Source organism: Segetibacter koreensis DSM 18137 (genome assembly GCF_000374045.1).
Lineage (GTDB): Bacteria > Bacteroidota > Bacteroidia > Chitinophagales > Chitinophagaceae > Segetibacter > Segetibacter koreensis.
Genome location: NZ_KB893335.1, coordinates 1 through 22,797, shown reverse-complemented (window position 1 = coordinate 22,797; position 22,797 = coordinate 1). Strand labels below are relative to the sequence as shown.

At 40.0% G+C, this 22,797-nt stretch carries 22 protein-coding genes and 1 pseudogene; 15 read left to right on the top strand and 8 right to left on the bottom strand.

Annotation, left to right across the window (positions count from 1 at the left end; all coding sequences use genetic code 11):
- Positions 1–442 precede the first annotated feature (442 nt).
- Positions 443–1,474 carry an L-dopachrome tautomerase-related protein gene (locus tag B154_RS0116185; protein WP_018615308.1) on the top strand — a complete coding sequence of 344 codons (1,032 nt, stop codon included), beginning with the start codon at positions 443–445 and terminating at the stop codon, positions 1,472–1,474.
- Between the two features lie 75 nt (positions 1,475–1,549).
- On the opposite strand, the gene B154_RS33430 is transcribed toward B154_RS0116185, so the two are convergent.
- The gene (locus B154_RS33430) at positions 1,550–1,855 is read right to left on the bottom strand and encodes a hypothetical protein (protein WP_245542610.1); all 306 of its coding nucleotides are present in this window, start codon (positions 1,853–1,855) and stop codon (positions 1,550–1,552) included.
- A gap of 175 nt (positions 1,856–2,030) precedes the next feature.
- Here B154_RS33430 and B154_RS0116175 point away from each other — a divergent pair, with 175 nt between their 5' ends.
- Positions 2,031–3,062 carry an LLM class flavin-dependent oxidoreductase gene (locus B154_RS0116175; protein ID WP_018615306.1) on the top strand — a complete coding sequence of 344 codons (1,032 nt, stop codon included), beginning with the start codon at positions 2,031–2,033 and terminating at the stop codon, positions 3,060–3,062.
- A gap of 271 nt (positions 3,063–3,333) precedes the next feature.
- On the opposite strand, the gene B154_RS33640 is transcribed toward B154_RS0116175, so the two are convergent.
- Positions 3,334–3,465, bottom strand: coding sequence for a hypothetical protein (locus B154_RS33640; RefSeq protein WP_018615304.1), 132 nt, complete (start codon positions 3,463–3,465; stop codon positions 3,334–3,336).
- 298 nt (positions 3,466–3,763) lie between these two features.
- Between B154_RS33640 and B154_RS0116165 the strand changes: the two genes are divergently transcribed.
- From B154_RS0116165 to B154_RS0116110, 11 genes are all read left to right on the top strand, one after another.
- Positions 3,764–4,090, top strand: a complete 327-nt coding sequence (locus tag B154_RS0116165; protein WP_018615302.1) for a helix-turn-helix domain-containing protein — start codon at positions 3,764–3,766, stop codon at positions 4,088–4,090.
- Positions 4,091–4,900: 810 nt separating this feature from the next.
- The gene (locus B154_RS28820; RefSeq protein ID WP_018615297.1) at positions 4,901–5,257 is read left to right on the top strand and encodes a plasmid mobilization protein; all 357 of its coding nucleotides are present in this window, start codon (positions 4,901–4,903) and stop codon (positions 5,255–5,257) included.
- Positions 5,254–6,171 carry a relaxase/mobilization nuclease domain-containing protein gene (locus tag B154_RS28815; RefSeq protein ID WP_018615295.1) on the top strand — a complete coding sequence of 306 codons (918 nt, stop codon included), beginning with the start codon at positions 5,254–5,256 and terminating at the stop codon, positions 6,169–6,171. Before B154_RS28820 ends, B154_RS28815 begins: the two co-directional genes overlap by 4 nt.
- A gap of 17 nt (positions 6,172–6,188) precedes the next feature.
- A complete protein-coding gene (locus B154_RS0116145; RefSeq protein WP_018615293.1) occupies positions 6,189–6,776 on the top strand; it encodes a hypothetical protein in 588 nt (195 codons plus the stop codon).
- A 916-nt stretch (positions 6,777–7,692) separates the two neighbouring features.
- Positions 7,693–8,721: an alpha/beta hydrolase gene (locus B154_RS0116135; RefSeq protein WP_018615290.1), complete on the top strand. Its 1,029-nt coding sequence runs from the start codon at positions 7,693–7,695 to the stop codon at positions 8,719–8,721.
- Between the two features lie 27 nt (positions 8,722–8,748).
- A complete protein-coding gene (locus tag B154_RS0116130; protein WP_018615289.1) occupies positions 8,749–9,621 on the top strand; it encodes an alpha/beta hydrolase in 873 nt (290 codons plus the stop codon).
- Between the two features lie 10 nt (positions 9,622–9,631).
- Positions 9,632–10,927 (top strand): CitMHS family transporter, encoded by a 1,296-nt coding sequence (locus tag B154_RS0116125; protein ID WP_018615288.1) that lies wholly within the window; start codon positions 9,632–9,634, stop codon positions 10,925–10,927.
- Between the two features lie 43 nt (positions 10,928–10,970).
- A complete protein-coding gene (locus B154_RS30220) occupies positions 10,971–11,651 on the top strand; it encodes a hypothetical protein (protein WP_211217509.1) in 681 nt (226 codons plus the stop codon).
- Positions 11,599–11,976, top strand: a complete 378-nt coding sequence (locus tag B154_RS33120) for an amidohydrolase family protein (RefSeq protein WP_211217508.1) — start codon at positions 11,599–11,601, stop codon at positions 11,974–11,976. Before B154_RS30220 ends, B154_RS33120 begins: the two co-directional genes overlap by 53 nt.
- A 141-nt stretch (positions 11,977–12,117) precedes the next feature.
- Positions 12,118–13,440: an acyclic terpene utilization AtuA family protein gene (locus tag B154_RS0116115; protein WP_018615287.1), complete on the top strand. Its 1,323-nt coding sequence runs from the start codon at positions 12,118–12,120 to the stop codon at positions 13,438–13,440.
- Entirely contained in the window at positions 13,437–13,748 is a 312-nt protein-coding gene (locus B154_RS0116110; protein ID WP_018615286.1) for an AtuA-related protein, read from the top strand. The genes B154_RS0116115 and B154_RS0116110 overlap by 4 nt, the downstream gene beginning before the upstream one ends.
- 58 nt (positions 13,749–13,806) lie before the next feature.
- Here B154_RS0116110 and B154_RS0116105 read toward each other — a convergent pair whose 3' ends face one another.
- The 5 genes from B154_RS0116105 to B154_RS0116075 form a co-directional block, all read right to left on the bottom strand.
- Positions 13,807–14,913, bottom strand: a complete 1,107-nt coding sequence (locus B154_RS0116105; protein WP_018615285.1) for an endo-1,4-beta-xylanase — start codon at positions 14,911–14,913, stop codon at positions 13,807–13,809.
- Between the two features lie 378 nt (positions 14,914–15,291).
- Positions 15,292–16,578: a family 8 glycosyl hydrolase gene (locus B154_RS0116095; RefSeq protein ID WP_018615283.1), complete on the bottom strand. Its 1,287-nt coding sequence runs from the start codon at positions 16,576–16,578 to the stop codon at positions 15,292–15,294.
- Positions 16,579–16,875: 297 nt separating this feature from the next.
- Complete coding sequence (locus B154_RS0116090) at positions 16,876–18,780, bottom strand: glycoside hydrolase family 127 protein (protein ID WP_018615282.1); 1,905 nt, start codon at positions 18,778–18,780, stop codon at positions 16,876–16,878.
- 1,295 nt (positions 18,781–20,075) lie between these two features.
- Positions 20,076–20,327, bottom strand: coding sequence for a hypothetical protein (locus B154_RS0116080; protein ID WP_018615280.1), 252 nt, complete (start codon positions 20,325–20,327; stop codon positions 20,076–20,078).
- Between the two features lie 284 nt (positions 20,328–20,611).
- Positions 20,612–20,857: a hypothetical protein gene (locus tag B154_RS0116075; RefSeq protein ID WP_018615279.1), complete on the bottom strand. Its 246-nt coding sequence runs from the start codon at positions 20,855–20,857 to the stop codon at positions 20,612–20,614.
- Between the two features lie 426 nt (positions 20,858–21,283).
- Between B154_RS0116075 and B154_RS0116070 the strand changes: the two genes are divergently transcribed.
- Positions 21,284–21,748 carry a YdeI/OmpD-associated family protein gene (locus B154_RS0116070; RefSeq protein WP_018615278.1) on the top strand — a complete coding sequence of 155 codons (465 nt, stop codon included), beginning with the start codon at positions 21,284–21,286 and terminating at the stop codon, positions 21,746–21,748.
- 186 nt (positions 21,749–21,934) lie between these two features.
- Entirely contained in the window at positions 21,935–22,093 is a 159-nt protein-coding gene (locus tag B154_RS32480; protein ID WP_157580817.1) for a hypothetical protein, read from the top strand.
- Here B154_RS32480 and B154_RS31895 read toward each other — a convergent pair.
- A pseudogene (locus tag B154_RS31895) lies at positions 22,082–22,281 on the bottom strand (JAB domain-containing protein). The gene B154_RS32480 and the pseudogene B154_RS31895 overlap by 12 nt on opposite strands.
- Positions 22,282–22,797 lie beyond the last annotated feature (516 nt).

The following is a 22,797-nucleotide window of genomic DNA, read 5'->3' as shown; positions in this document are numbered from 1 at the left end:
GCATTTTTGATGTTTTTCCTGACAATGGTGCCCGTTTAAAACACCTCACTGGCCGTATTCCTCAGGAATTAACCAAACATGCGCTTTCGTTGCTTGGCAGTTTCCCGGATATGGATTTGCTGAAGGTTACCGCGGAGAATTTTAATCCTTAATTAAATCAAAAACAATCGTACAGCTTCGGTCGATAACGGCTATTTCATCAGAGGTCTGAGGCGGATCTCTTTATTGCTTCTCGTTCGGAGAATAGTTTTCTTTTCAACCGGGATGGAGAATTTACCTCTTTATTCAAGTTCAAAATTAAAGGCTTGCTCGCAGATTTCATGATGAAAAGAGTGGCCGGGATGATAATGGACACTTTAAGTTCAACTATAAAAAGCAAGCATAAGCACGTATTGACCTGTAAAATTTCTATTGGTAACATTTTAATTAAAACGATTCACTCATGAGTACAAACAGTAATCAACTTGAAAAAGTTTTTTCAGACGATACCTACCAGCTAACAGGTGTGGCGGTATCAAAAGACGGACGTGTGTTTACCTGTTATCCCCTATGGCCTGGCCCACATAAGTGGAGCGTGGTCGAAATCGTTGGACCTGATACATGCAAACCATTTCCCGACGAACAGTGGAACAGCTGGAAAGACGGTGACGACGGAAAGAACAAATGGGTTTGTGCGCAGGCCGTGTATGTTGACAATGAGAATTACCTCTGGGTTGTTGACCCTGCATGCCCTTTTATGGAACAGGTGTATGACAATAGTTATAAGCTGGTAAAGTTCAACCTTGCCACTAACAGCATTGAAGAAGTGTACAGGTTTGATGGGATACTAAGTAACAAAAGTTATATTAACGATGTTCGCGTTGATACGCAAAGAAAAGTAGCCTATTTAACCAATATGAACGAAGGTGGAATTGTGGTGGTTAATCTTGAAAACGGAACAATCATACAGTTGCTCGGCAATCATTATTCGGTGAAGCACGACCCATCCTTTAAGCTGATAGTGGATGGGAAAGAATTTAAAAAACAGGGCCAACCGGTGCACCTTCATTCGGATGGGATCGCGCTGTCACCCGACGGTGAATTGCTTTATTACAAACCACTCACCGATAATAAACTGTACCGCATAAGAACCAAGTTTTTACGTAATGAAGAATTAACGGAAGATAAAGTGGAGGCTGCGGTAGAAGATTTGGGAACGTTCGCTGTTACTGATGGGATGATCTTTGACCCCACCGGCAACCTTTACCAGGGTGATTACCAGAACTACAAAATGGTAAAAATAACGCCTGAACTTAAACAGGAAGATTTAGTAGCAGACGAAAGGCTGATTTGGCCCGATAGTTATTCCATTTCGGCCGACGGCTTTTTATACATCAGTTGCTCGCAGATCAATAAGCAACCCGATTACAATGAAGGCGAAAATAAAAGAACAACACCTTATGCCATTTACCGGATGAAGTTGCCTGCCACATAAAACGAGCCGCGACAAAACCAGAGTGCGACGCAACCAAGGCTAAATTGTAGCACAAAAGCTAAGTACATAAAAGCTCTACTTACCACAAATCCGAAGGAACGAACTGCGGTTAGGCCTTGTAGTACGTTGGTGAATTGCTGATGTCAGCATTGAGCCCGGTGCTACAACTGTACTTGATATACCTGCCAACTTCAACACCTTCTTACCGGTTTTAGACGGAAGCGTGGTGATTTGTGAAGATGAAAAACAGTTGAACAAGTACCAGGTGGGATGGTTAGATATTGCAAACGATGATGCTGCAAATGAGCTGAAGTTAACAGCAGGTAACAACGGAGCTTGGGCTGTATAGCGGTAAACCAACCAGCGACTCCATTGTTTCACATGGTCCCTTCATTGCAGATAGTTCACAGGACATGATGCGTTTTTATAGTGAATACAAGCAGGGGAAAATGAAACATATTTCAACGGTAGGCGAAAGCCAAAGATCGAGTTGGTAGGCATAAAACAAAAGCAATAAAGCAGAGCAAGTATCTTCGCAAAATTAAAAATCATTAGTATGGAATTAGGGGTTGGAATGTTTGGAGATCTGCACATAAATAGTAAGGGTGAGGTGCAGCCTGCACAGCAGCGGATGCAGGAATTAATAGAAGAGATCAAATTGATGGATGAGGTAGGCCTTGATTTTTTTGGCATAGGTGAGCATCACCGTCCCGATTATGCAGTCTCAACGCCTGAGATTTTATTGGCTGCAGCAGCAACCGTAACAAAGAACATTAAACTGGGAAGCGCTGTTTCTGTATTAAGTTCGTCTGATCCCGTGCGGTTGTACCAGAGTTTTGCTACGGTTGACCTGATTAGCAATGGGCGAGCTGAACTGATGGTAGGTCGCGGAAGTTTTACCGAGTCCTTTCCATTATTTGGTTACGACCTGCAACATTACAACGAGTTGTTTGAGGAGAAACTGGAGCTGCTCTTGCAGATCAATAAGCAGCCCAATGTAACATGGAAAGGCAAGTTCCGGCCGGCATTGGAGAACCAGCAGGTACTACCACGTGCAGTGAATGACGCATTAGATATTTGGGTGGCTGTTGGCGGCACACCGGAGTCGGTAGTTAGAGCGGCAAAGTTTAACCTGCCTGTAATTTTTGCTATTATTGGCGGAAACCCCTCACAATTCAAGCCGCTATTCGACTATTACAGAAAAGCACTTCAGCATTTTGGTCACAGTGTTGAAACACTACAAGTAGGTGTACATATACATTCGTTTTTTGGCGAGAATAGCAGGCAAATCGCAGACGAGTACTATCCAACATATGCAGCGCAAATGAACCGCATTGGAAGGCAAAGAGGATGGCCAGCATACACAAAGCAACAGTTTGAACAGGGGCGCTCACCACAAGGTCATCTTATCATTGGCGATGCTAATGAAGCTATCGATAAAATACTTCACATGTTTGAGATGTTTGGCCTTACCCGCTTCTCAGCACACATGGATGTTGGTGGACCGTCACATCAAACAATGATGAAATCTATCGAAATCTTTGGGACGAAGATTGCACCAAAGGTGAGAGAGGCGGTGCGGAAGTAGGGAAAAGCGTACCATTTTTGTTACTGATGTGCCAATTATCTTTCTTTTCAAAAACATTTTAGGCTTTGAATTAAAGTTTTTCAAAGCCTCGCATACACTTATTTAGTCGTTATTCTACCCCGAAATCACTTTAGCAAAGCTTAACTGTTATGCATCCAGTAAGCTTGTTTGTGTCTCACGAAGCTCCACTTCATCTTCTCCCTCATTCCCACAACTTCTTTATGCAAGAAAACGTTATCAACGCTATCACTTCCAAAAGTAATTTCTGTTTCTACGCTTTTTGTTCATAATCAGGAATGATTGTTGTTTTATGCGTGTCATTCGCTTTTCTCCGCCACGCTACCATTTTGCCTAACATGTTCATCAGCATTTTAATACAACTCGCAATTGCTTCTACGCCCACTCTTTTTAATATTCATTTGAATTAGCTCCTACGTCAACATCTTCTGCAAGGTTAAAGGCGCTAACTTTTCTCTCCTGTTTAAAATTTGAACAGGATTGTTTGAGCTACCTCTAGTATCTAATTTCGTCTTCCTATTAAAGTGTTTCAAATAGTTGCTTGATTATTAAGATTAAGAACGTAAATAAAATTGAGACTAATTGACATTAAACAATCTGAAGGTCGAAGCACTAAAACTATTTTAAAAACATGAATTAGCGTAGTGGACTATATAAAATTTTGAAATAAAAAATGAGGTGTAATGGAAAGAGCATTCAGAAAAACAGTAGAGGATACTTATCCTAGGAAAATCTTCGCTCATCAACTTATAACTGTTGATGATTTAGTGGAATTTAAAAAACAATTATTAGAAGAGTTGTTGAGGGTACTAAAGCCAGCACCAGGTATAACAACAAAAAAGTGGCTGAAGTCTCATGAAGTGAGACGACTTTTAAAAATTTCTCCTGGCACTTTACAGACTCTTAAAACTTCGGGTGTCATTCCTTATACTAAAATAGGCGGAGTGCATTATTACGACTACGAAGAAATACAACAACTACTCGAAGCAGGAAAGACCAACAGGCAGTAATAAACTCTGTTTGAAATTCATTGACCCTAGCTCGAGTTACATTCATCTTCTTTTTCACCCGCAAAATCAACTATAGAAATAGTTTGTAAAATCGCCGTATCAGAGGCTTTAAAATAAGGTTTTCTTTCAAGCAGATATCACTGAAACGGCTAGTAAAATAATAGGCGAAAAACATCGTGTCACCAAACCATTACTGTGCTGCCACCTGCAAAAAAATGATTGTCGAAGGCATTGCAAAGTAGTTATTGCGGCGACGTTCCATACAGTTTTAGTGGTAAAATTTATACGGCAATCGGCTTTAAAAATATAGCAGGAGGATATAAATTAAGGAACCAATGTTTTAAGGGAAGCAGCTAGCCAAAGTGGATTACATACGTGGATAAAAAGGCCAATAATATCAGTGTTTTTGGGGTCTTTTTTTGATTACTTGAGCTATCACGATTACATCAATAACATCCTCGTTCAATGACAAATTTTCTTATGCTAAACTCACTTTTATTCCTTGACAGGAGCTTGTTATTAATGGAAAAACATAACCAGGTTGCCTGCGCGTCCACGAAGATAACGATGTTAAAAAAATGCACTATGGGTGGCTAAAAAGAGATCAGCAAAATTTCCTGCTAAAAGCAAATTCTATGCAGTCTATAAAGATCTAAATGAATGTATTGTCAAACTATGCAAGGATCAAAAACGGGTTACCGGCAGCTTAGGTACTTACAATGTCTAAAGAAAAGCAAGCGGTGTTTTTGTTGCACAAAAACCCTGGCTTGCTTCTGCATCCCGTTGGTCGCATAAGAAAAAAGCATGATTATGGAAAGTGAAGCAGAACAAATGAAACACGGTGGAGGACGGCCAAAGCAAGCCATAAAAAAAGATACGGTAACGGGTGTGCGGTTCTCGAAAGTTGAACATTTTGTTGTAAAACAGAAGGCTGCTAAAGCAGGATTAGGGATTAGCGTCTACATACGACAAATGGCTTTAAATGGACAAGTCGTTGCAAGGCTGACTAATGAAGAAAGGCAATTAATTAGGACTGCCCTAGGAATTGCAAATAACTTAAACCAGCTAACAATAAAAGCACACAAGGAAGGATTGTTGAAAGCATTGTTAGTTTTTGAAACTTATAGAAACCAGTTTGACGAACTCTTACAACGGTTTAAAAAATGATTAGCAAGGTTATTACAGGTAGCTCTTTTAGCGGAGTATGTCCATATGTTTGTGCCGATCAAACCAGGGCTATAGTACTATATGTGGAAGGTGTTCGCGGACATGACTGCAAACTTATGGCATCAGATTTTGAAGAGCAGCAAGCCCTAAGACCCTCACTACATAAGGCCGTTTTTCATGCCATACTCAGCTTCTACCCTGGGGAAAAGATTCATGATGAAAAGATGGCTCAGATTGCCCGAGAATACCTGAAAAAATTAGGCATAATAGATACTCAAGTTGCCATCACAAAACATTGCGATAAAGAGCATCCACACGTGCATGTGATTGCAAATTTGGTAAACAATCAAGGGAAAACAATTAAAGACAACTGGATAGGATTAAAAGGCAAAAAAGTAGCCCAACAACTAACTAAACAATATGGATTAAAAGAAGCAGTTACTAAAAATTTAGACCTAATTCATCTTGATAGATTAAATGAAAAAGAAGCAAACAGATACGCCGTTTTCAAGGCTATTTCTGCAACAAAAGCAAGATGCACGGATCTGAATGACTTGAAGAATCAATTGCAAAAACAGGGTATAGAGACACTATTTAAATACAAGGGACAGACAACCGAACTGCAAGGGATTAGTTTCAAGATTGGCGAATACAAGTACAAAGGCAGTGAAGTGGACAGAAACTTTTCGATCAAGAATTTGCAGAGAACATTAGAGCAACAAGTGAAACAAACACCTCGACACTCACCTTTTTATGCTAATAATACTCCAGGGAAAGTTAAAAACGAAGTTCAGTATTCGAAGGAGAATAGTCTAATAAACGCACTGACTCAGCCCGACACTAAATATGAGCAGGTACCTAATCAACTTCTAATCAGGAAACGCAAAAAGAAATCAAAAAGCCTCCATTTATAACTTAAAAATGAATTGAGATGAGTGAGATAGTATTGCAGGCAATTGTAGACAAACTTGAGGCCATTGAGACTGCTTTATTAAAGCACCAACCTCTAACATTAGATGATGAAGCACGCCAGGCTGTATTGAATGAACTAAAGGGGTTCCGAAATGAGTTAAAAAATACTTCGCAAGGTGTCCAGATAAGCAACGAACGCGCAAATGAGATTTTATTGCGGCTTGATTCATCTCTGTCAAAAAAAGATGCGCCGATAAAAACTGAGGTTACGTACCATTTGCATTTACATAAAAGCTTATGGCTTGCTTTAGCATTATTTATCAGTTCTGTCTTACTGTTAATGGGATGGATTAATACCTGCAACGATAAAAAGCAATCTGAAGCAAACGACATCAAATACAGGGCACTGAAAATTACCGCAGGTAAGAATCTGTCGAGGATATTTTACTACATGGACAGCTCTTACAATTTCAATCCTGATTCCGTAAAAATTACAACAATACAGCAAGAAGATCGCATCGCTGAACAATTCAAACTGCTTCGACTTGCGGGTGAAAAAGAAAGAGAGGCCGAAGAGCTGAAAGCAAAAGCGAAGGAAAGCAGATAAAAATTGCGAGTCGTTGGTCAACAATTCTTGGGGTGTAATATAGCCACTACGAGTATAAAACTTTTACGAATAGAAAATGCAATCAGCCAGTCATTAAAATGGATGCAAGGGAGATTTAATTTATCAAAAGTTGAGTTAATACAAAGTCTAAGGGCAAAATTTATTTTCTAAAAATGCTTCGTACCGATTAAACCATCCTACCCCCTGCGCCCTGGGTACTAAAAGCTTCAATATATTTACAAGAAGGGCTAATGTTGCAAATACGTTCTTTGTATAATTAATCTGCATTATACTTCTTGCGATCAAAGCATAATCATCATGCATAGAAATAGCACCGCCGGTTCGGCTACTTTCAATTAATTCAGCGATCTTATCATTATTAAAAGGCCTGCTAGTAGATGGTACTCGTCACTATCATCAACAATCGATAATTTCAAAGGATTTTGTTTTGCAAAAGCTATCAGCTTATTGATCGTCCTGTTGGCTATTTTCTAACTGTAACAGCATAGGGAAAGATACAAATATGTGTTCGGGTTAATTAAATAACATCAAATCAATAGCGGGAACAGCTGCTTCTCGTACAAACCGTGACATTCTTAAACTCATGGAGCAAGGCATTCTACTTAGTTTTTATCAATCCACTACCCACATAAATAATATCCTTCAAAGCACTTTTGTCTTTGCAATATTCAATCACATTGCTGAGGCCGAAACTATTTCAATTTACCGCCGGTCTCGTTCGCAGGTAATAGGAGAAAGTATATGCACCACTAGCTACTCTATATTCCAAAATAATTAGTGCAATTTCAATTAAAACGTACATTTGACACTACAAGTGTGGGAGTAAACGACATCTAAAATAAATAGCTGGAAACCTTAACTTCTAACGACCATTTTTAACCAACTTTTGCCCTATATGAAAAGATTCGTTGTTCTCATATTACTACTAGCTTCGGTATATGACGCTGAAAGCCAAATTTCTTCCGGCACGGTGATTACGAGGATCCTTAACTCCACTTACTTAAAAAATACCTCGGGAGAAAATCCCAACAGGAAAATCTCGGTATACCTGCCGCCGGGTTACGAACAGTCGAAAAAACGTTATCCTGTTATTTACTATCTACACGGGTTCGGCGGCACCGATAGCATTGCGCCTAACATGAAAAGCATTCTTGATTTGGGCATTGCAAGAAACAAAATCCGTCCTTACATTTTAGTTATCGCCGACAACTACACTGCGCTTGGTGGAAGTTTTTATAGTAATTCGTCATCAATAGGCAACTGGAGCGATTTTGAGGCAAAGGAGTTAGTCGCTTACGTTGATAAAAATTTCAAAACTATTGCAAACCGAAATTCACGGGGTATAGGTGGTCATTCCATGGGCGGCTACGGTGCATTGAAAATCGCAATGCTTTACCCTGATGTTTTTAGTTGCGTGTATGCCCTTAGCCCCGGGTTACTTGCTTTTGTAAAAGAGTTCGGGCCTAATAGTGACTCTTATAAACAACTCGCTGCTATTAAAACCAAGGCTGATTTAGACAAATCTTATTACCCTAAAGTCATTGCAGCTTGCGCGTCAGCGTGGTCTCCTAATCCTAACAAGCCGCCGTTTTACATAGACCTTCCTTTTAATTACATTGGCGATAGCCTCGTGGTAGATACGGTAGTTTACAAAAAATGGCAAGCTAACATGCCATTGTACATGGTAGACCAATATGCATCGAATCTAAAAAAATTAAAAGCGATAAAATTGGATTGGGGTAGAAACGACTCGCCGCGCTTTCCTGTGCAATGTGGTATGTTCAGCCAGGCATTAGAGAACCACGGGATAGAGCATTATGCTGAAGAATACATAGGAACGCATGTAAATAAGATCTGGACAACAGATGGAAGGGTACTTAACGAGATGCTTCCCTTCTTTGCTGACTATTTGGAGTTTGAATAAATCATTAAAAACGGTAACTCAATTTATATGAGAAAGTCTCTGGTATACTTAACTATTCTCCTGTTTCTGACTATAAAAACGTTTGCAGCAACTGTTGACACAATTGCAATTCGAAGCAATGTTATGAATAAAACGTATAAGGCAGTTATTGTTTTGCCCGCTTCGTATGCATCTAATACCACAACTTATCCCGTACTGTACTTACTACATGGCGGCTATGGACATTTTGACGACTGGATAAGAAAGACTCCCGAAAAAACTTTGATCCAGAGACTGGCGGATCAATATAACATGATTGTTGTGATGCCCGAAGGTGAAGTCTTCAGTTATTACCTTAATAGCCCTGTAAATAAGGAAAGTCAGTTTGAAACCTATATCAGTAAAGAAGTGGTGGAGAAGATCGACAACACGTACCATACCATAAAAGACAGAAAGGGAAGAGCCATTACCGGCTTATCCATGGGTGGTTATGGTGCATTGTGTTTATCTGCACGTCATCCTGATTTGTTCTGCGCGGCTGGCAGTATGAGCGGAGCCTTAAACCCTGACATGCAGGCCTGGAAGATGGCGCCGGATATGGAAAAAGGTATCAGAAAAGAATTCGAAAAAATTTTAGGACCGCTTGAGACAAACCGACAGGCATATGCTGATGCGTCTGTAATAAACATGGCCGACAAAATAAAAGCTGCAAACATCAAACTGATTTTTGATGATGGCACTGAAGATTTTTTAATTGAAGCTAACCGTGAGTTGCATAGAAGGCTAGTCTTTAATAGCACCCCCCATGATTATTCAGAACGACCTGGTTCGCATACATGGGATTATTGGCAGAATTCGCTGCCATTCCATGCTTTGTTTTTCTCAAAGGTTTTTAAAGAAAATGGATCGTATGTAAACTAACTTCCTGCTTATGCTTGCAGTTTATGGCGTAGTTACTATCATTATTTTTCTCGTCGTTATCATGACAAAGCGTTTGTCTGTGATAACAGCTTTGGTGTTAGTTCCTGTTATTATTGCTTTTGTTGCCGGTTTTAGTTATAAAGAAATCGGAGCCATGTCTTTGGCTGGTATAAAGCAAGTTGCGCCTACCGGAATTCTTTTAATGTTTGCGGTCTTATATTTTTCAGTGATGCTCGATGTCGGTTTGTTTGATCCGGTTATTGCCATCATTGTGCGTTCTGTAAAGGGCGACCCACTAAAGGTTATTGTAGGTACAGCTGTACTTACCATGCTTGTTCATTTAGATGGTGATGGCACGGCTACTTTTATGATCGTGCTTTCTACTTTTTTGCCCATCTATAAACGACTAGGAATTAACAGGCTGATACTAGCTGGCATTGTAGCCCTGAGCGTAGGACCTATGCACCTGGTGCCGTGGTCAGGTACATCAGTAAGAGCAATGTCAACGCTAAATACAGACGCGGTACACATGTTTAATCCAAATATTCCTGCAATGTTGGGTGGCTTGGTTTGGGTGTTGTTTGTAGCCTACATTTTTGGAAAGAGGGAAAGAAAACGTATTGGCATCATTCAATTTGATTATGAGCACAGGGAAAATCTAACCGAAGATCAAAAAGCTTTGCGTAGACCTAAATTGATTCTCATTAATGCTATATTAACCATATCGCTTATTACTGCACTGTTAATAGGCGTGGTGCCTGCACCGGTTTTATTTGTTATTGCGGCTGTTGTTGCACTAATGATTAATTACAACAAACTCCCGGATCAGCAAAAGGTACTAAAAGCACATGCTTCGAATATTTTTTTAGTGTCTAGTTTAATATTTGCTGCCGGTGTGTATTCAGGTATTCTTACAGAATCAAAAATGATAGCAGCGATGGCATCAGGTTTGGTTAATTTGATTCCGAAAGAACATGCTTCGTTCATACCTGTTCTTACGGCTATTATCAGTATGCCAGCAAGTATACTATTTACGCCTGATGCTTATTATTTTGGTGTAGTGCCAGTACTTAGTCATACCTGTTCGCAGCTTGGGGTGGATCCACTTGAAATTGGCAGGGCTTCTCTATTAGGACAAATGACAGTAGGCTTTCCTTTGAGTCCGCTTACTGCCTCTACTTTTTTATTAATAGGTTTGGCAGAAGTAGAATTAGGTGACCATCAAAAGTTTATTTTTAAGTGGGCATGGGGCACTACAATCGTAATGACGATCATTGCACTCTTAACAGGATCTATTCACATATAAGCTACCTATCCACTTCTTAAAATGATAACTTTAAATTCCGTATATGAGAACAAAAATTACTTGCTCCGTTATTGTTACCATTGCATTGTTATTGTCGACAGCAAAGATGTATGCACAGAATGCTGCAAAAAGTAGGCACCTGCCTATTATTGATGTACATGTACATGCAATGAAGGTCAATCCTGCCTTTGCTGCAGATATGTGCCCCTGGTTTTTAAGCAATATGCCGGGAGGCGATCCCAACCAGCCGCCGCCCTCTTTTATAAATACAGATTGTGCTACACCCCTTAAGGCAGCAAAGTCAGATAAAGAATTCCAGGACTCATTGATTGCTACTATGAAGCGGTTGAATATGACAATTATTGCCAGTGGTGATGCGTCTATTATTCGCCGCTGGCAAAAAGCAGCGGAGCCGGGCAGGGTCATTCCTTCCCTTACCCTCAGCGCTTCAAAAGAAATGACAGTAATGGCATTCACGGATTCGCTTTCATCCGGTTTTTATAAAGTAATGGGCGAAGTCGCACCACAGTACCAGGGCATGTCCCCGAGTGACACCTCACTCGATGCCTACTTTGGGGCTGCAGAAAAATTGAATATACCAGTAGGCATTCATTTGGGTACTGGGGGGAAATGGTATGGCAAATATTTCCTCGCCAAAATACCGTGCCTCTATGGGAAATCCATTATTGTTGGAAGACTTACTTGCACGCCATCCAAAACTTAAAGTATGGGTGATGCATGCAGGATATCCAATGATCGATGAAATGATTGCACTGATGGGTGCAAACGCTTATGTATATGTAGACGTCGCTGGTATGATTTGGAGTTATCCCCTTGCAGAAGTAAACGATTACATTAAAAGACTGGTACAGGCTGGTTTTGAAAAAAGAATTATGTATGGCACTGATCTTATGATATGGCCGAAGCTTCTTGAAACTTCCATCGGGGTAATTGAAAATGCGAACTATCTTTCTTTCGATCAAAAACGCGATATCTTTTTCAACAACGCTGTTCGTTTTTTTCGCCTGGATGAAAATAAGTTGAAATGATCTACTAGTGTTTTAAACACTTCCTTAGTTGATAAGTAGACAACGAAACTGCTGCACTTATCAGCCATTGTTATATTTTTTCTATAGCGATTTCTAATGCCAGAGCTGTTCCTAGAAAGGGTTGATTTAAAAAAAATAAAGATGAAGCAAAAAGTAAGAATTGGTTGCGGCGCCGGGTTTTCAGGTGATAGAATCGAGCCGGCTGCCGTTCTTGTTGAAAAAGGTAATCTCGATTACTTAGTGCTCGAATGCCTGGCAGAACGAACGATTGGATTGGCACAAAAACGAAAAGCTGCAGACCCGACAAAAGGCTATGATCCAATGCTTGAAAGAAGGATTGAACTTTTGTTGCCCTTACTTAAAAAACACAACGTAAAGCTGTTAACGAATATGGGTGCCGCCAATCCGATCGCAGCAGCAGACAAGGTAATCGAGATAGCAAAACAATTAGGTTTATCGGTGAAAGTGGCAGCAGTAACTGGTGACGATATATTGCACATGCTTACCGGAGAAGAAACAGCGATGGAAACCGGAAAGGCGTTGTCTCAATCAGGTGAAATACTTTCTGCTAATGCCTATTTAGGAGCTGATGCAATTTTGCCGGCCCTGCAAACAGGGGCTGATATTATCATTACAGGTAGAGTTGCGGATCCGTCTCTGGTTGTTGCCCCTCTCGTAAAAGAACTTGGTTGGTCACTAGACAATACAGAAATTATAGGAAAAGCAACGGTCATCGGACACTTAATGGAATGCGCAGGACAAATTACCGGGGGGTACTTTGCTGACCCAGTAAAAAAGCCGGTTGAAGGTATGGATAGATTAGGGCATCCATTTGTAGATGTAGGAGCGGATGGTAAGGCTACCATCAGCAAGGTAGAAGACACCGGAGGCATCATCAATCTGGCTACTACAAAAGAGCAGTTGCTATATGAAGTCACCAACCCGCACGAGTATATTACTCCTGACGTCGTAGCTGATTTTACAACTGTTGGCGTGCAGCTCGAAGGAATCGACTGTGTAAGCGTAAATGGTGGAGGTGGTAAACAAAAACCTGTTACACTAAAAGTGAGTGTAGGTTACAAAGCGGGCTTTGTTGGTGAAGGGGAAATTTCGTACGCTGGTATGTACGCGCTGGAACGGGCGCAACTTGCTGGTGAAACTATTCGAAAGCGAATTCAAGCTAGGTTCGCTGATCTGCGCCTTGACTATATTGGTTGCACTTCTGTGCATCCTCCTTCGCTTGGGGAAAATAGTCATCCTTATGAAGTCCGGTTGAGAGTAGCGGGAAAAGCTGCAACAGCGGCCCAAGCAGCACTGATTGGTGAAGAGGTGGAAGCACTTTATACGAATGGTCCAGCAGGAGGCGGCGGTGTTCGTAAATATGTTAATGAAGTAGTAGGTATTGTCTCCACACTTATCGATCGCAACCGAATTAAAGCAACCGTAACAGTAAAATCAACATGAAACAAAAGCTCTACGAAATAGCCCATAGCCGGGCCGGTGACAAGGGAAATACACTTACATTGTCGTTAATTCCTTATGATGAAAAAGATTTCGAACTCCTATGCAGGGAGGTAACTGCAGAAAAAGTAAAAGAGCATTTGAGAGAAATTGTTCGTGGCGACATCATCCGATATGATCTGCCCAATATAGCTGCTTTACAATTTGTTTGTCAGCAGGCACTGGGCGGTGGCGTAACTACATCATTGGTTATGGATACACACGGCAAAACCCTAAGTTACGCGTTGCTGGAAATGGAGATTGAGGTCTAAAAGCTACACCACTTAAGGAACATATTCTTCAGCACAGTATAGAAATATAAATAATATGCTATTTCGTCTCAACGAAGTTGACCACATCCCAATAGGCTTTCTTCGGTTGACGGTTCATATCAAACAACAACGGATAATTTTTTCTGCCCCTGCCATCGAGCCAGCTGTAGCTGTCACTGACATTCCAGAATGTTACTCCCGATATCTTGCCTTTGTTCTCCCGGAGAACATCAAACACCATCTTGTACTTGTCCCGTTGCTGCTGCTCCATGTCGCCAGTGAAGGTTGCAGCTGCCTGATTTTGATTCTGAATAAGCTGACCACCCTGACGGCCTGCATACACTGAAACATCCATTTCTGTTACCTGAACTTGCAAACCAAGTGAGGAAAACATTTGTATAGATTTTTCCAATTCTTCCCGGGATGGGTTATTGAGTGACCAGTGACCTTGCAAACCCACTCCATGGATAGCAACACCAGCCTCCTTCAACTTTCTGACCGTCTGGTAAATCTTCTCCCGTTTCTTTGGATTTTCTGTGTTGTAATCGTTATAGAAGAGAACTGCTTTTGGGTCAGCAGCGTGTGCATATTCAAACGCTTTGGCAATAAAATCTTCGCCACAGATTTTATACCATGCCGATTGCCGGTAGAAAACTGAGTCTCTGTCGTCGATTGCTTCGTTCACAACGTCCCATCCATAGATAACATCTTTGTATCGATTTACTACCGTTGTTATGTGTTCCTTCAATCGTTGCAGTAAAACTTGTTTTGAAACGGTATCGCCTTTTTCATTTACAAACATCCATGACGGAGCCTGGGAATGCCAACACAGATTATGACCACGCAACCTCATTCCATGTTTTTTTGCAAATGTGGCAATAGAGTCTGCATCTTTCCAGTAATATTCATGCTCCCTGGGATGGATAGGCCCCATCTTCATTGCGTTCTCGGCAGTCAGACTGTTGAACTGAGAAAGGATTAATGCAGAGTCATCGCCATGCAGCATTCGGGGAGCAACCGCAACACCAATTGGAAAATAATCCTGATAATAATCTTTTAATCCTTTGGCGCTGGTAATATTTGACCGAATTGGTTTTTGGCTGTAGGAAGAGGAACAAAGGAGCAATAAAACAGCCGCGATTAACCATCCTTTTTGTGCATTCATTATTTGAGAATTTTTAAACAGCCAATTTATCTTCATTTTATTTCGAATGTTAAATCTAATTTAAACACTAAAAAACTTTATTGAAAAATGCTATCATTCATTTTCGGCAAGGGGTCCTCCGCACTGTCTCCGGTTAGAGCAATCTTTGAACGGGGAGGCGTGTAAATTAATGCTTCCCGTTTTGTGCCCATGGTTTTTGGATCATACATAACGGTGTCAATTTTTCCGCAAGGAATTTCTGCTTTTAACACATTAAAACCTGTCGGAGTTTATTGACACGTTGCGAACTGGCTGACAAAATACATAGTAGTGAGATAGCCACTGAGAGAATTTATTGCGTCATGTTTGGTGCTTTTTAATTGTACTTTATTAAATACGTCAATGTGCTTGTGGTTTGATGACCTGGTATTTGCCGCTTAAATGCATCAGGCTGAATAAATACAATAAACCATCGTAATATGGGTCGAAATAACCGTCTTCATACGGTTGTAGTTTGGCATTCCAAAGTGCATGTACAAAATCCAGGCTATTCTTTTCCTTGCTGACAAGTGAGGCTGTTGCCGCCGTACCTACTAACCCGAGCGAGTGTCTTAGCTTTTTAAATCCGCCAGCCTGCAGAATTGTATCAGGACGGGAGCCGTCCAGGTTAAACTGGTCCTCAAAAGTGTCAATGCCCTTCGACAGTAGAAAATTTTGAAAGTGTTTAGCGTAATCCTCTTGCCAACTTCTGTCCTTACCAAACCAATTATAGTCCATCGCAATGTTCATAGGCACACGCCATGAGTCGAACCGGAAGCCTACCGGCATCCATGGTGTAGGATGTGGTGCGCCACTGAACTCAGTATAATCGGCATTCAGCCCTGTTACTGCATTGCAAGCTCTATGCAAGAAAGATCGGGAAGTATCTGCACAATCCATGTAAAATTGTTCATGACCGTCTTCAGCGTATTTAGCCCAAATTTCATAAAAGGCGGGTAAGTGATAAGAAGGATCCGTCCAGTTGTGCATATCTCCTTCAGGAACAAAGGTTATTTGTTTGTGCTGCGTGTTGATGAGGTTGAAAACGTTTCCGGTACCATCTTTCTTCCAGGCCGCATCCAGTATGCGTCTGGCTTCGCCATAATAATTAATTCCGATGTTATTGCCCCAGCGGTTCGAAGCAAACAAAAGATCGGTTACAAAATACAGCTCACCATCAGAAGCCGAGCCTTCAGAGTTCTTCTTCATTGTTTGCGGATTGATGCTCCAGGCGAAGTAAGCCTCTCTTGGTCCTTCCTGGTGTTGCAGGTACTTTTTCGACCAGCGCCAGATGCGGTCAAAAACATCCTTCTTATTTAATTGAACTGCTATCATCATTCCATAAGAAAGTCCTTCAGTACGGGCATCGTGGTTTTTTACGTCGGAGACATAAGCCATCGAATCACCCACCTCGAAGTAGACCTTGTGTGGTCCCTCAAAGACGTCAGAATAAGCCTGGGCTACTTTCTTATCAATCTCAGCCTGGCTGTACCCCGCCTCGTGCAAAAGGTTTCGATAGGTGCCGGAATAGAACGCTGCTTTCTTTGTGGTTTTTTTGCTTTGCTTATTGTTTTGATTAAACGCCTGAAGAGGCAATAAAAAAACAACTATAATCACCAGCAATAGGCTACTCTTACATTTCTTCATTATAGATTACGCGATTTAATTTTCTTTTATATTTCTGAATGTCATTCCCTTATTTGAATATTTCTTGAAAGGCAGTAAAGAGATACTGTTACAGGAGGTAAGGGCCGGCTAAAAAATAACCGTACTGTTCTTCATTCCAATGATTTTACTCTTTAAACAACGTTGGCGCAAGCACAGACGAACGAAGGTCTTAAGACTCATTGGCTGTAATTTAATTTAATATTGATTTTGATTGATAAGGGATGGACAATTAATATATCAACAATGGCTTAACCATTCAACTCGCCAGGAATTCATCTACTTCAAATCCCAATAAATTACATAACGCTGATGATGTATTTTATAATACGGTATCATACTGATCTCTTTTCCATTCGCAGTACTACTGGTTACAAAAGTTAATGATTCAGCATTGTTAGCCGGCTTCAGCCATTCTGTTACCGTGCGTCCTCCGGTATTTAATTGATGAACGAGATTATCAGGCACAGGGTAGTTATTAAGATCGTTCTGATCTTTGGCATAAGGAGCCGGTGCTTCAATACCTTCCTTTCCCATCGCCCCGGCCAAAACAATAGGCCCGTAGGCAATGGCAGCTTTGTTAGGATTGTCGGGTGTGCCTACCAATCGTAACGACATTGGAAAAGTAATACCGATTTTATCCCCTTCCTTCCATTTCCTGTTTAATACAATATAACTGCCGGGCTTCTGATTAACCTTAACATTCTTTCCGTTAATTGCAATGGTTGCTCCGTTGACAGCCCATGAAGGATAACGGATGTATAGTGCGACATCTGTTGGTGCTTCCATCGTTAATGTTGTGGTAGCATCTTCAGGGTAGCGTGTTTCCTGGCGGATCTTAACTTTTTTGTCCTTCCAATTTAACTCTGAAGGAATAAAAAGATTTACAAACACCCCGTTGTCATCATGATAATAAATGCCTTCTCCATACTTTGCATGGTTCTCGAAGCCGGTGCCAACACAACACCAGAAAGAACTATCTGCAGTACTGTACACCTTAAATGAACCTGGCTTGAAAGGCATAAAATAAGACACCATCGATGTTTGTGGATCTTGTGTAGCCAGTATGTGATTGTATAAAGCCTGCTCGTAATAATCAGCATATTGCTCATTTGCGGACCACGTAAAGAGGTGCTTAGTGAGCTTTAGCATATTGTACGTGTTGCAGGATTCAGTAGTCCGAACGCCCAGATGCTGAGACAACTTGCCGGGTTCAAAAAAATGCTCATTATCACTGTTGCCTCCCGTTGCATAGGTATGATTGTCAATGACTGTTTGCCAAAAGAAGTTTGCTATATCTTTTTGTTTTTCAGTTCCGGTCAATTCATATCCACGGGCTTCACCTATAATTTTCGGGATCTGTGTATTTGCATGTAGTTTATTCAGCTTGTCTTCTTTTTTTGCAAGTGGTTCTAGAACGTTCTGGTCGTAAAAAATTTCAGACAGGGCTTTATCCTCTTTATTGCCAGTAATGGCATACAGGTTATACGCAGATTCACTCATGCCACCAAACTCATTTCTTTCCATTATAGCCAACCGCTCCTTGCTTAAAGGCGAAAGTTTTTTGTAAGCCCAGGAGGACATTTTATTTACAACATCCAATGCCTGCTGATTTCCCGTGTAAAGGTACATATCTATCATACCTGCCATAATCTTGTGTATAGTATACCATGGTGCCCATACCGGCTTGCCCGCAATACAACGGTCAACGAAGTATTGTGGAAAAGCACTTAAATAACCATCCTGGTTTAGCACTGTTTGCACTTCAGCCAGGGCAGTAACCAGACTATCTCCTTTCCTTCTGAAAGCTTCGTCGTTGGTGGAAGCATACATCAAAGCAAGTCCAGATAAGATGTGTCCCATGCTATGCCCCCGCAGTTCACAATCCAATGCCTCCCAGCCGCCCAAGGGTTTAGCATTGGTTTCAACGCCGGCGTTTACACGAAAGCTATGTAGCAGTCTCTTACTCTCCAGTGCAAGCAACCACTGTGCATCCCGATCCCTGTTTTCCGTAAAAGGGCTTTTTAATAAGGTGACATCCTGCAGATCGAAACTATATGCTTTGACCGGTACCTGCTCTTGTACTTTCTCTTTCCCCTCATACTGACCGGGGTATTGAGCAGACGAAACGATAGAACTACATATAAAACCAACAATTGAAATATAACGTTTAATATTTTTCATATGATTAATTAATCGTTGTGTGGAAGTAGGTGTTTAAGTGTCAGTCTAACAAATATAGCGTAATATATAAATTCGCCAGATATCCCCCAACTTTTTCACCAATAGTAAAAACTGTTTTTTTCAATAAACGTAGTAATTCGACTTTCTGATTGTTACCTGCATTGTTTGATATTGAAGAATGCGTTGCATTTGACCTTATTACTCCCAGTCATTGATGGGTCACTACTGTCGCCCGCGGCTGCGAACATTTTTCGTTATCTTCCCCCGTGTCTCCTTTCATAAACAAAAATTTTTGCAGCAGGTGATTTTGAAAGGGATTTTTCTAACTAAATTTGATTTAATTTGTAGGTGCCTTAATAGGATACCTACAACGACAAGTTCTTTTGAAACCCTTGCTGGATAAGCATTTGAAAATACAGTTTGAATCCTAACGCGGTCACTTGAAAATCAAGCACTTATAAAATTATCTTTGTAAGTGCTTTTTTATTTGCACCCATATTTGCACCATAAAATCCTCAACATGGCACGATTCCAACCGGTTGTTTGTAAGATTTGCCTTTGAATGTCAGTATCCTTTCTTTATTTCCATTTCCTATGGCACGACGATGAGTAGAAAGGTGACGAATATATAGTTAAGAGGAAACGTTCTTCAATTCATTGTTCGTTCTGCTCATTTTTGTGGAAATGATCTTATCACACCTGGCAGTTGCTGATCGTAGTTCTAATCCTGCTTACAGACCTTGATGTAACCGTATTTCATCCGTTCGCTTAACCTATGTGGCTATAAAAAAATATTAATAGTTGTATTAAGTTAGTTTAATAAGATATTTAAAAGAAACGTATGCAATAGATGTTTTTTATGATTAGATTAATTAAAATAGTTTTCTATAAACCTTTAAAGCGTAATTTTTAATTTTCGTAGTAGGAGAGGAGTTTTTAAAAAAAGCGACCGTTGTTTTATAACGTTGTTGAAATAGATTATTACCCCGCCTCGTACAAAATACACGGCAAGTTTCTATTTAACAACTAAGAGTAAATTTTAAATTTGAAATTCTTAACTAAGGAGAAAGCAATATTAAGAAGATGCACAGCGTAGATAATAGTAGATAATAATTAAAAAGCCGCAATTAAGGGGCTACAGACGGAAGACCAAAAGTGTTTAAAACATATTATCATCTGTAAAATTAAACACAGGGTTAACGGTAATTGCTTCTAATTCGGTTTCGTCTTTCATGACAATTATTGAGGCTATTAACATAGTAAAATAAGTTCTTTTCGTAGATAATTTTAATAAATTAAGGTGCAGTATATTTTAAATACGTCCACACGAGAGCAGCGTAAGTAGATGGCAAACCGGTTAAACTAAATGCCTTGATGTACTTTTTTTCTATTCGGTAAATTTTAACCTCGATAAATATATTGTCAATATCATAATTCATAGTTAACAGTTCATCTTTATTCTCGGACACTTTTCCAGCATCGCACAATAAAAACTTTTGTTTCGCATCATCGTAGTTGTTAAAATCTTCTACTGTTATACCGCGCATTTGTTTATACGAATGGTACAATCGTGCCAAAATATTAACTCGTTGAAGTACATCTAGGTGGGGAGTTACCGTTCTCAGAAAAACAGGAATAACTGTTGAAGCTTCTACTTACAATTGGAAAAATGTCATCACACTTACACAAGATTAAGTTGTATGAGGCCGCCTTTTAGTATTTGTTCTTTTTAATGCCCGCAGGAAACCCTAAAGAACCAAAAAAGCCCATTGTATAAACAGGCTAAAAAAATTTCTACAGCTGCAACAGGAAACATTAGATGTAATAGCGTCTATCCTCTAACACTGTCTTTTTCATTTTCTAAAATTAATTGGTGCACTTGGTGGTAAATCTTTTTAATCCACTCAGGCAACTCGTCCATATCCGGTTTCCATTCGCCAGTATCTCCTTTCCTGAAAAAATATTTCATACCGTTGCTATCGGGCTCTTTATTTATGACGCAATAACGTAAGGGGTATAAGATTCTGTTGAACTCAATGGAACTACCGTCGATTGTCTTTATAAAGGTAATTTGCATTCTTAGACTAGTTTTATGCCAATAAAAATATAATATTACCCCGATGTCAAGTCATTAAACTTTCTTAATACCTTTAAAAGATTTGGTAAAATTCGATACCATATAATTTAAACTTGTTATAGAAAAATTAAACAATAAAAATTATAATCGGTATTAACATTATAAATAATATACATAGTAATAAGGTAGCGCAGTAAGCGCGTGAGTTCTGATAATTGGAAATTCTATTGAAACATGTTTACACAAAAAGCAATGTTTACTCGAATCCCTCATTTAAATTGCCTCTGTAGACATTTTATAAAAACAACGACACGCTATCATGAATAAGCTACAATCGTACAAAGGTTTGGTTGGAGAGATTGCACGAACCACTATGAATGGATTGAACTTCAAACACAATAAAACATGAAATAAAGATTTATAATTATGGCTGATACAAAAAAAATAAGTTTTGATACTGCGATACTGCAAATTGGAAACAATACAGGCATTTGCGTTCCTAATGAAGTTGTCGAAGAATTGGGAGCAGGGAAAAAGCCGCCGGTGGAAGTTACGTTAAATGATGATTATACATACAGAAATACCGTTGCCGTCATGAGCGGAAAATTTATGATTGGTGTAAGTGCAGATATCCGTAGCAAGACAGGTATTAAAGGGGGCGATAAAGTAAAGGTAACATTAGAGCTTGACACAAAACCTCGAGAGGTAGAAGTTCCGGCCTACTTTCAACAATTACTGAATGAAAACCCCACAGCCAAACAATTTTTTGAAGCACTTTCCTACAGCAACCAACAACGATATGTTTTGCCCATCGAACAAGCAAAAACAGAAGAAACCCGGCAAAGAAGAATGGAAAAGGCCATCCTTGATTTAAGTGAAGGCAAAAAATAACCAATTTTGAACTTTCGGGAAACTACTACTTCACCTTCGGTGTCGAAGTACCCTAACTTGATAGCCTCTCGATTTCTTTACATGGGGAAGGGATATGGGATGAAAGATAGGATTTGCAGTATCACCCACTCCTTGTATTTTTAATCTTTTTTTCAGCTTTCCTGTTTCGGATTAATTTAGTTTTGAGTGGAAAAAAACCGAACAAAAGTGGTAAAGTCAGGACCAATTGTGATTATAGAAGATGATATAGACGCCCAAGAGATTATTACAGATGTAATAAAGGAACTGGACATATCGAACGAAATTGTTTTTTTGATACATGCTCCACAGCTTTCAGTTATCTAAAATCAACAGCAAATGAATAATAAGCTTCTGAAGTAATAACAATGTGATCCAAACTTTGATGCCGAGAGGAGCACCGGCTTCTTTTATCTTCCTGGTCAACTCTTCATCTTGTCTGGAGGGCTTTAGGTTTCCTGATGGTGATTATGAGAAAGTACGACCCCGCATGCATTGCTTTTTAATGCAGCTATAAAAATGAGTTTAGGATCTGCTACTGTGCCGCTAACTCCACCCGTTCAGATGTCATATCTTTATTCTGGCTTCAGTAATTTTATTGCCGCCACAGCTTAAATGCTTGTACGTTCTCGGTAATCCCTCCTTTTTCGGCTCCTCCAAAAATGATTTCCGAAGCTAACGTTTGACTGGTGCATCAGCATAATTATTATATTGCCTTGCTCTATTGTAAGGCCGATTAAAGACTGTTGCGTAATAGCACGGGCGTAATCCTGGTTGGAATGTAAAAAGCCTTTCTGCTACAACAAAAAGGCTTTGAGATGATTTCAGTGGTGAGTCCCCAGTTGGACATCCCGATCAGAATATTTACATGTCAAAGATACATTCCCTTAGAGCATTTTTAAACTAAAAAAGAATGCTTGTGAAGAAAAATGTTTCAATGGAAATTATTAATCCTAATGCCGCCGGTATTGATGTAGGTAGCCGCTCACATTTTGTAGCGATAGGACAGGCCAAAGATGATGTAAGGGAAT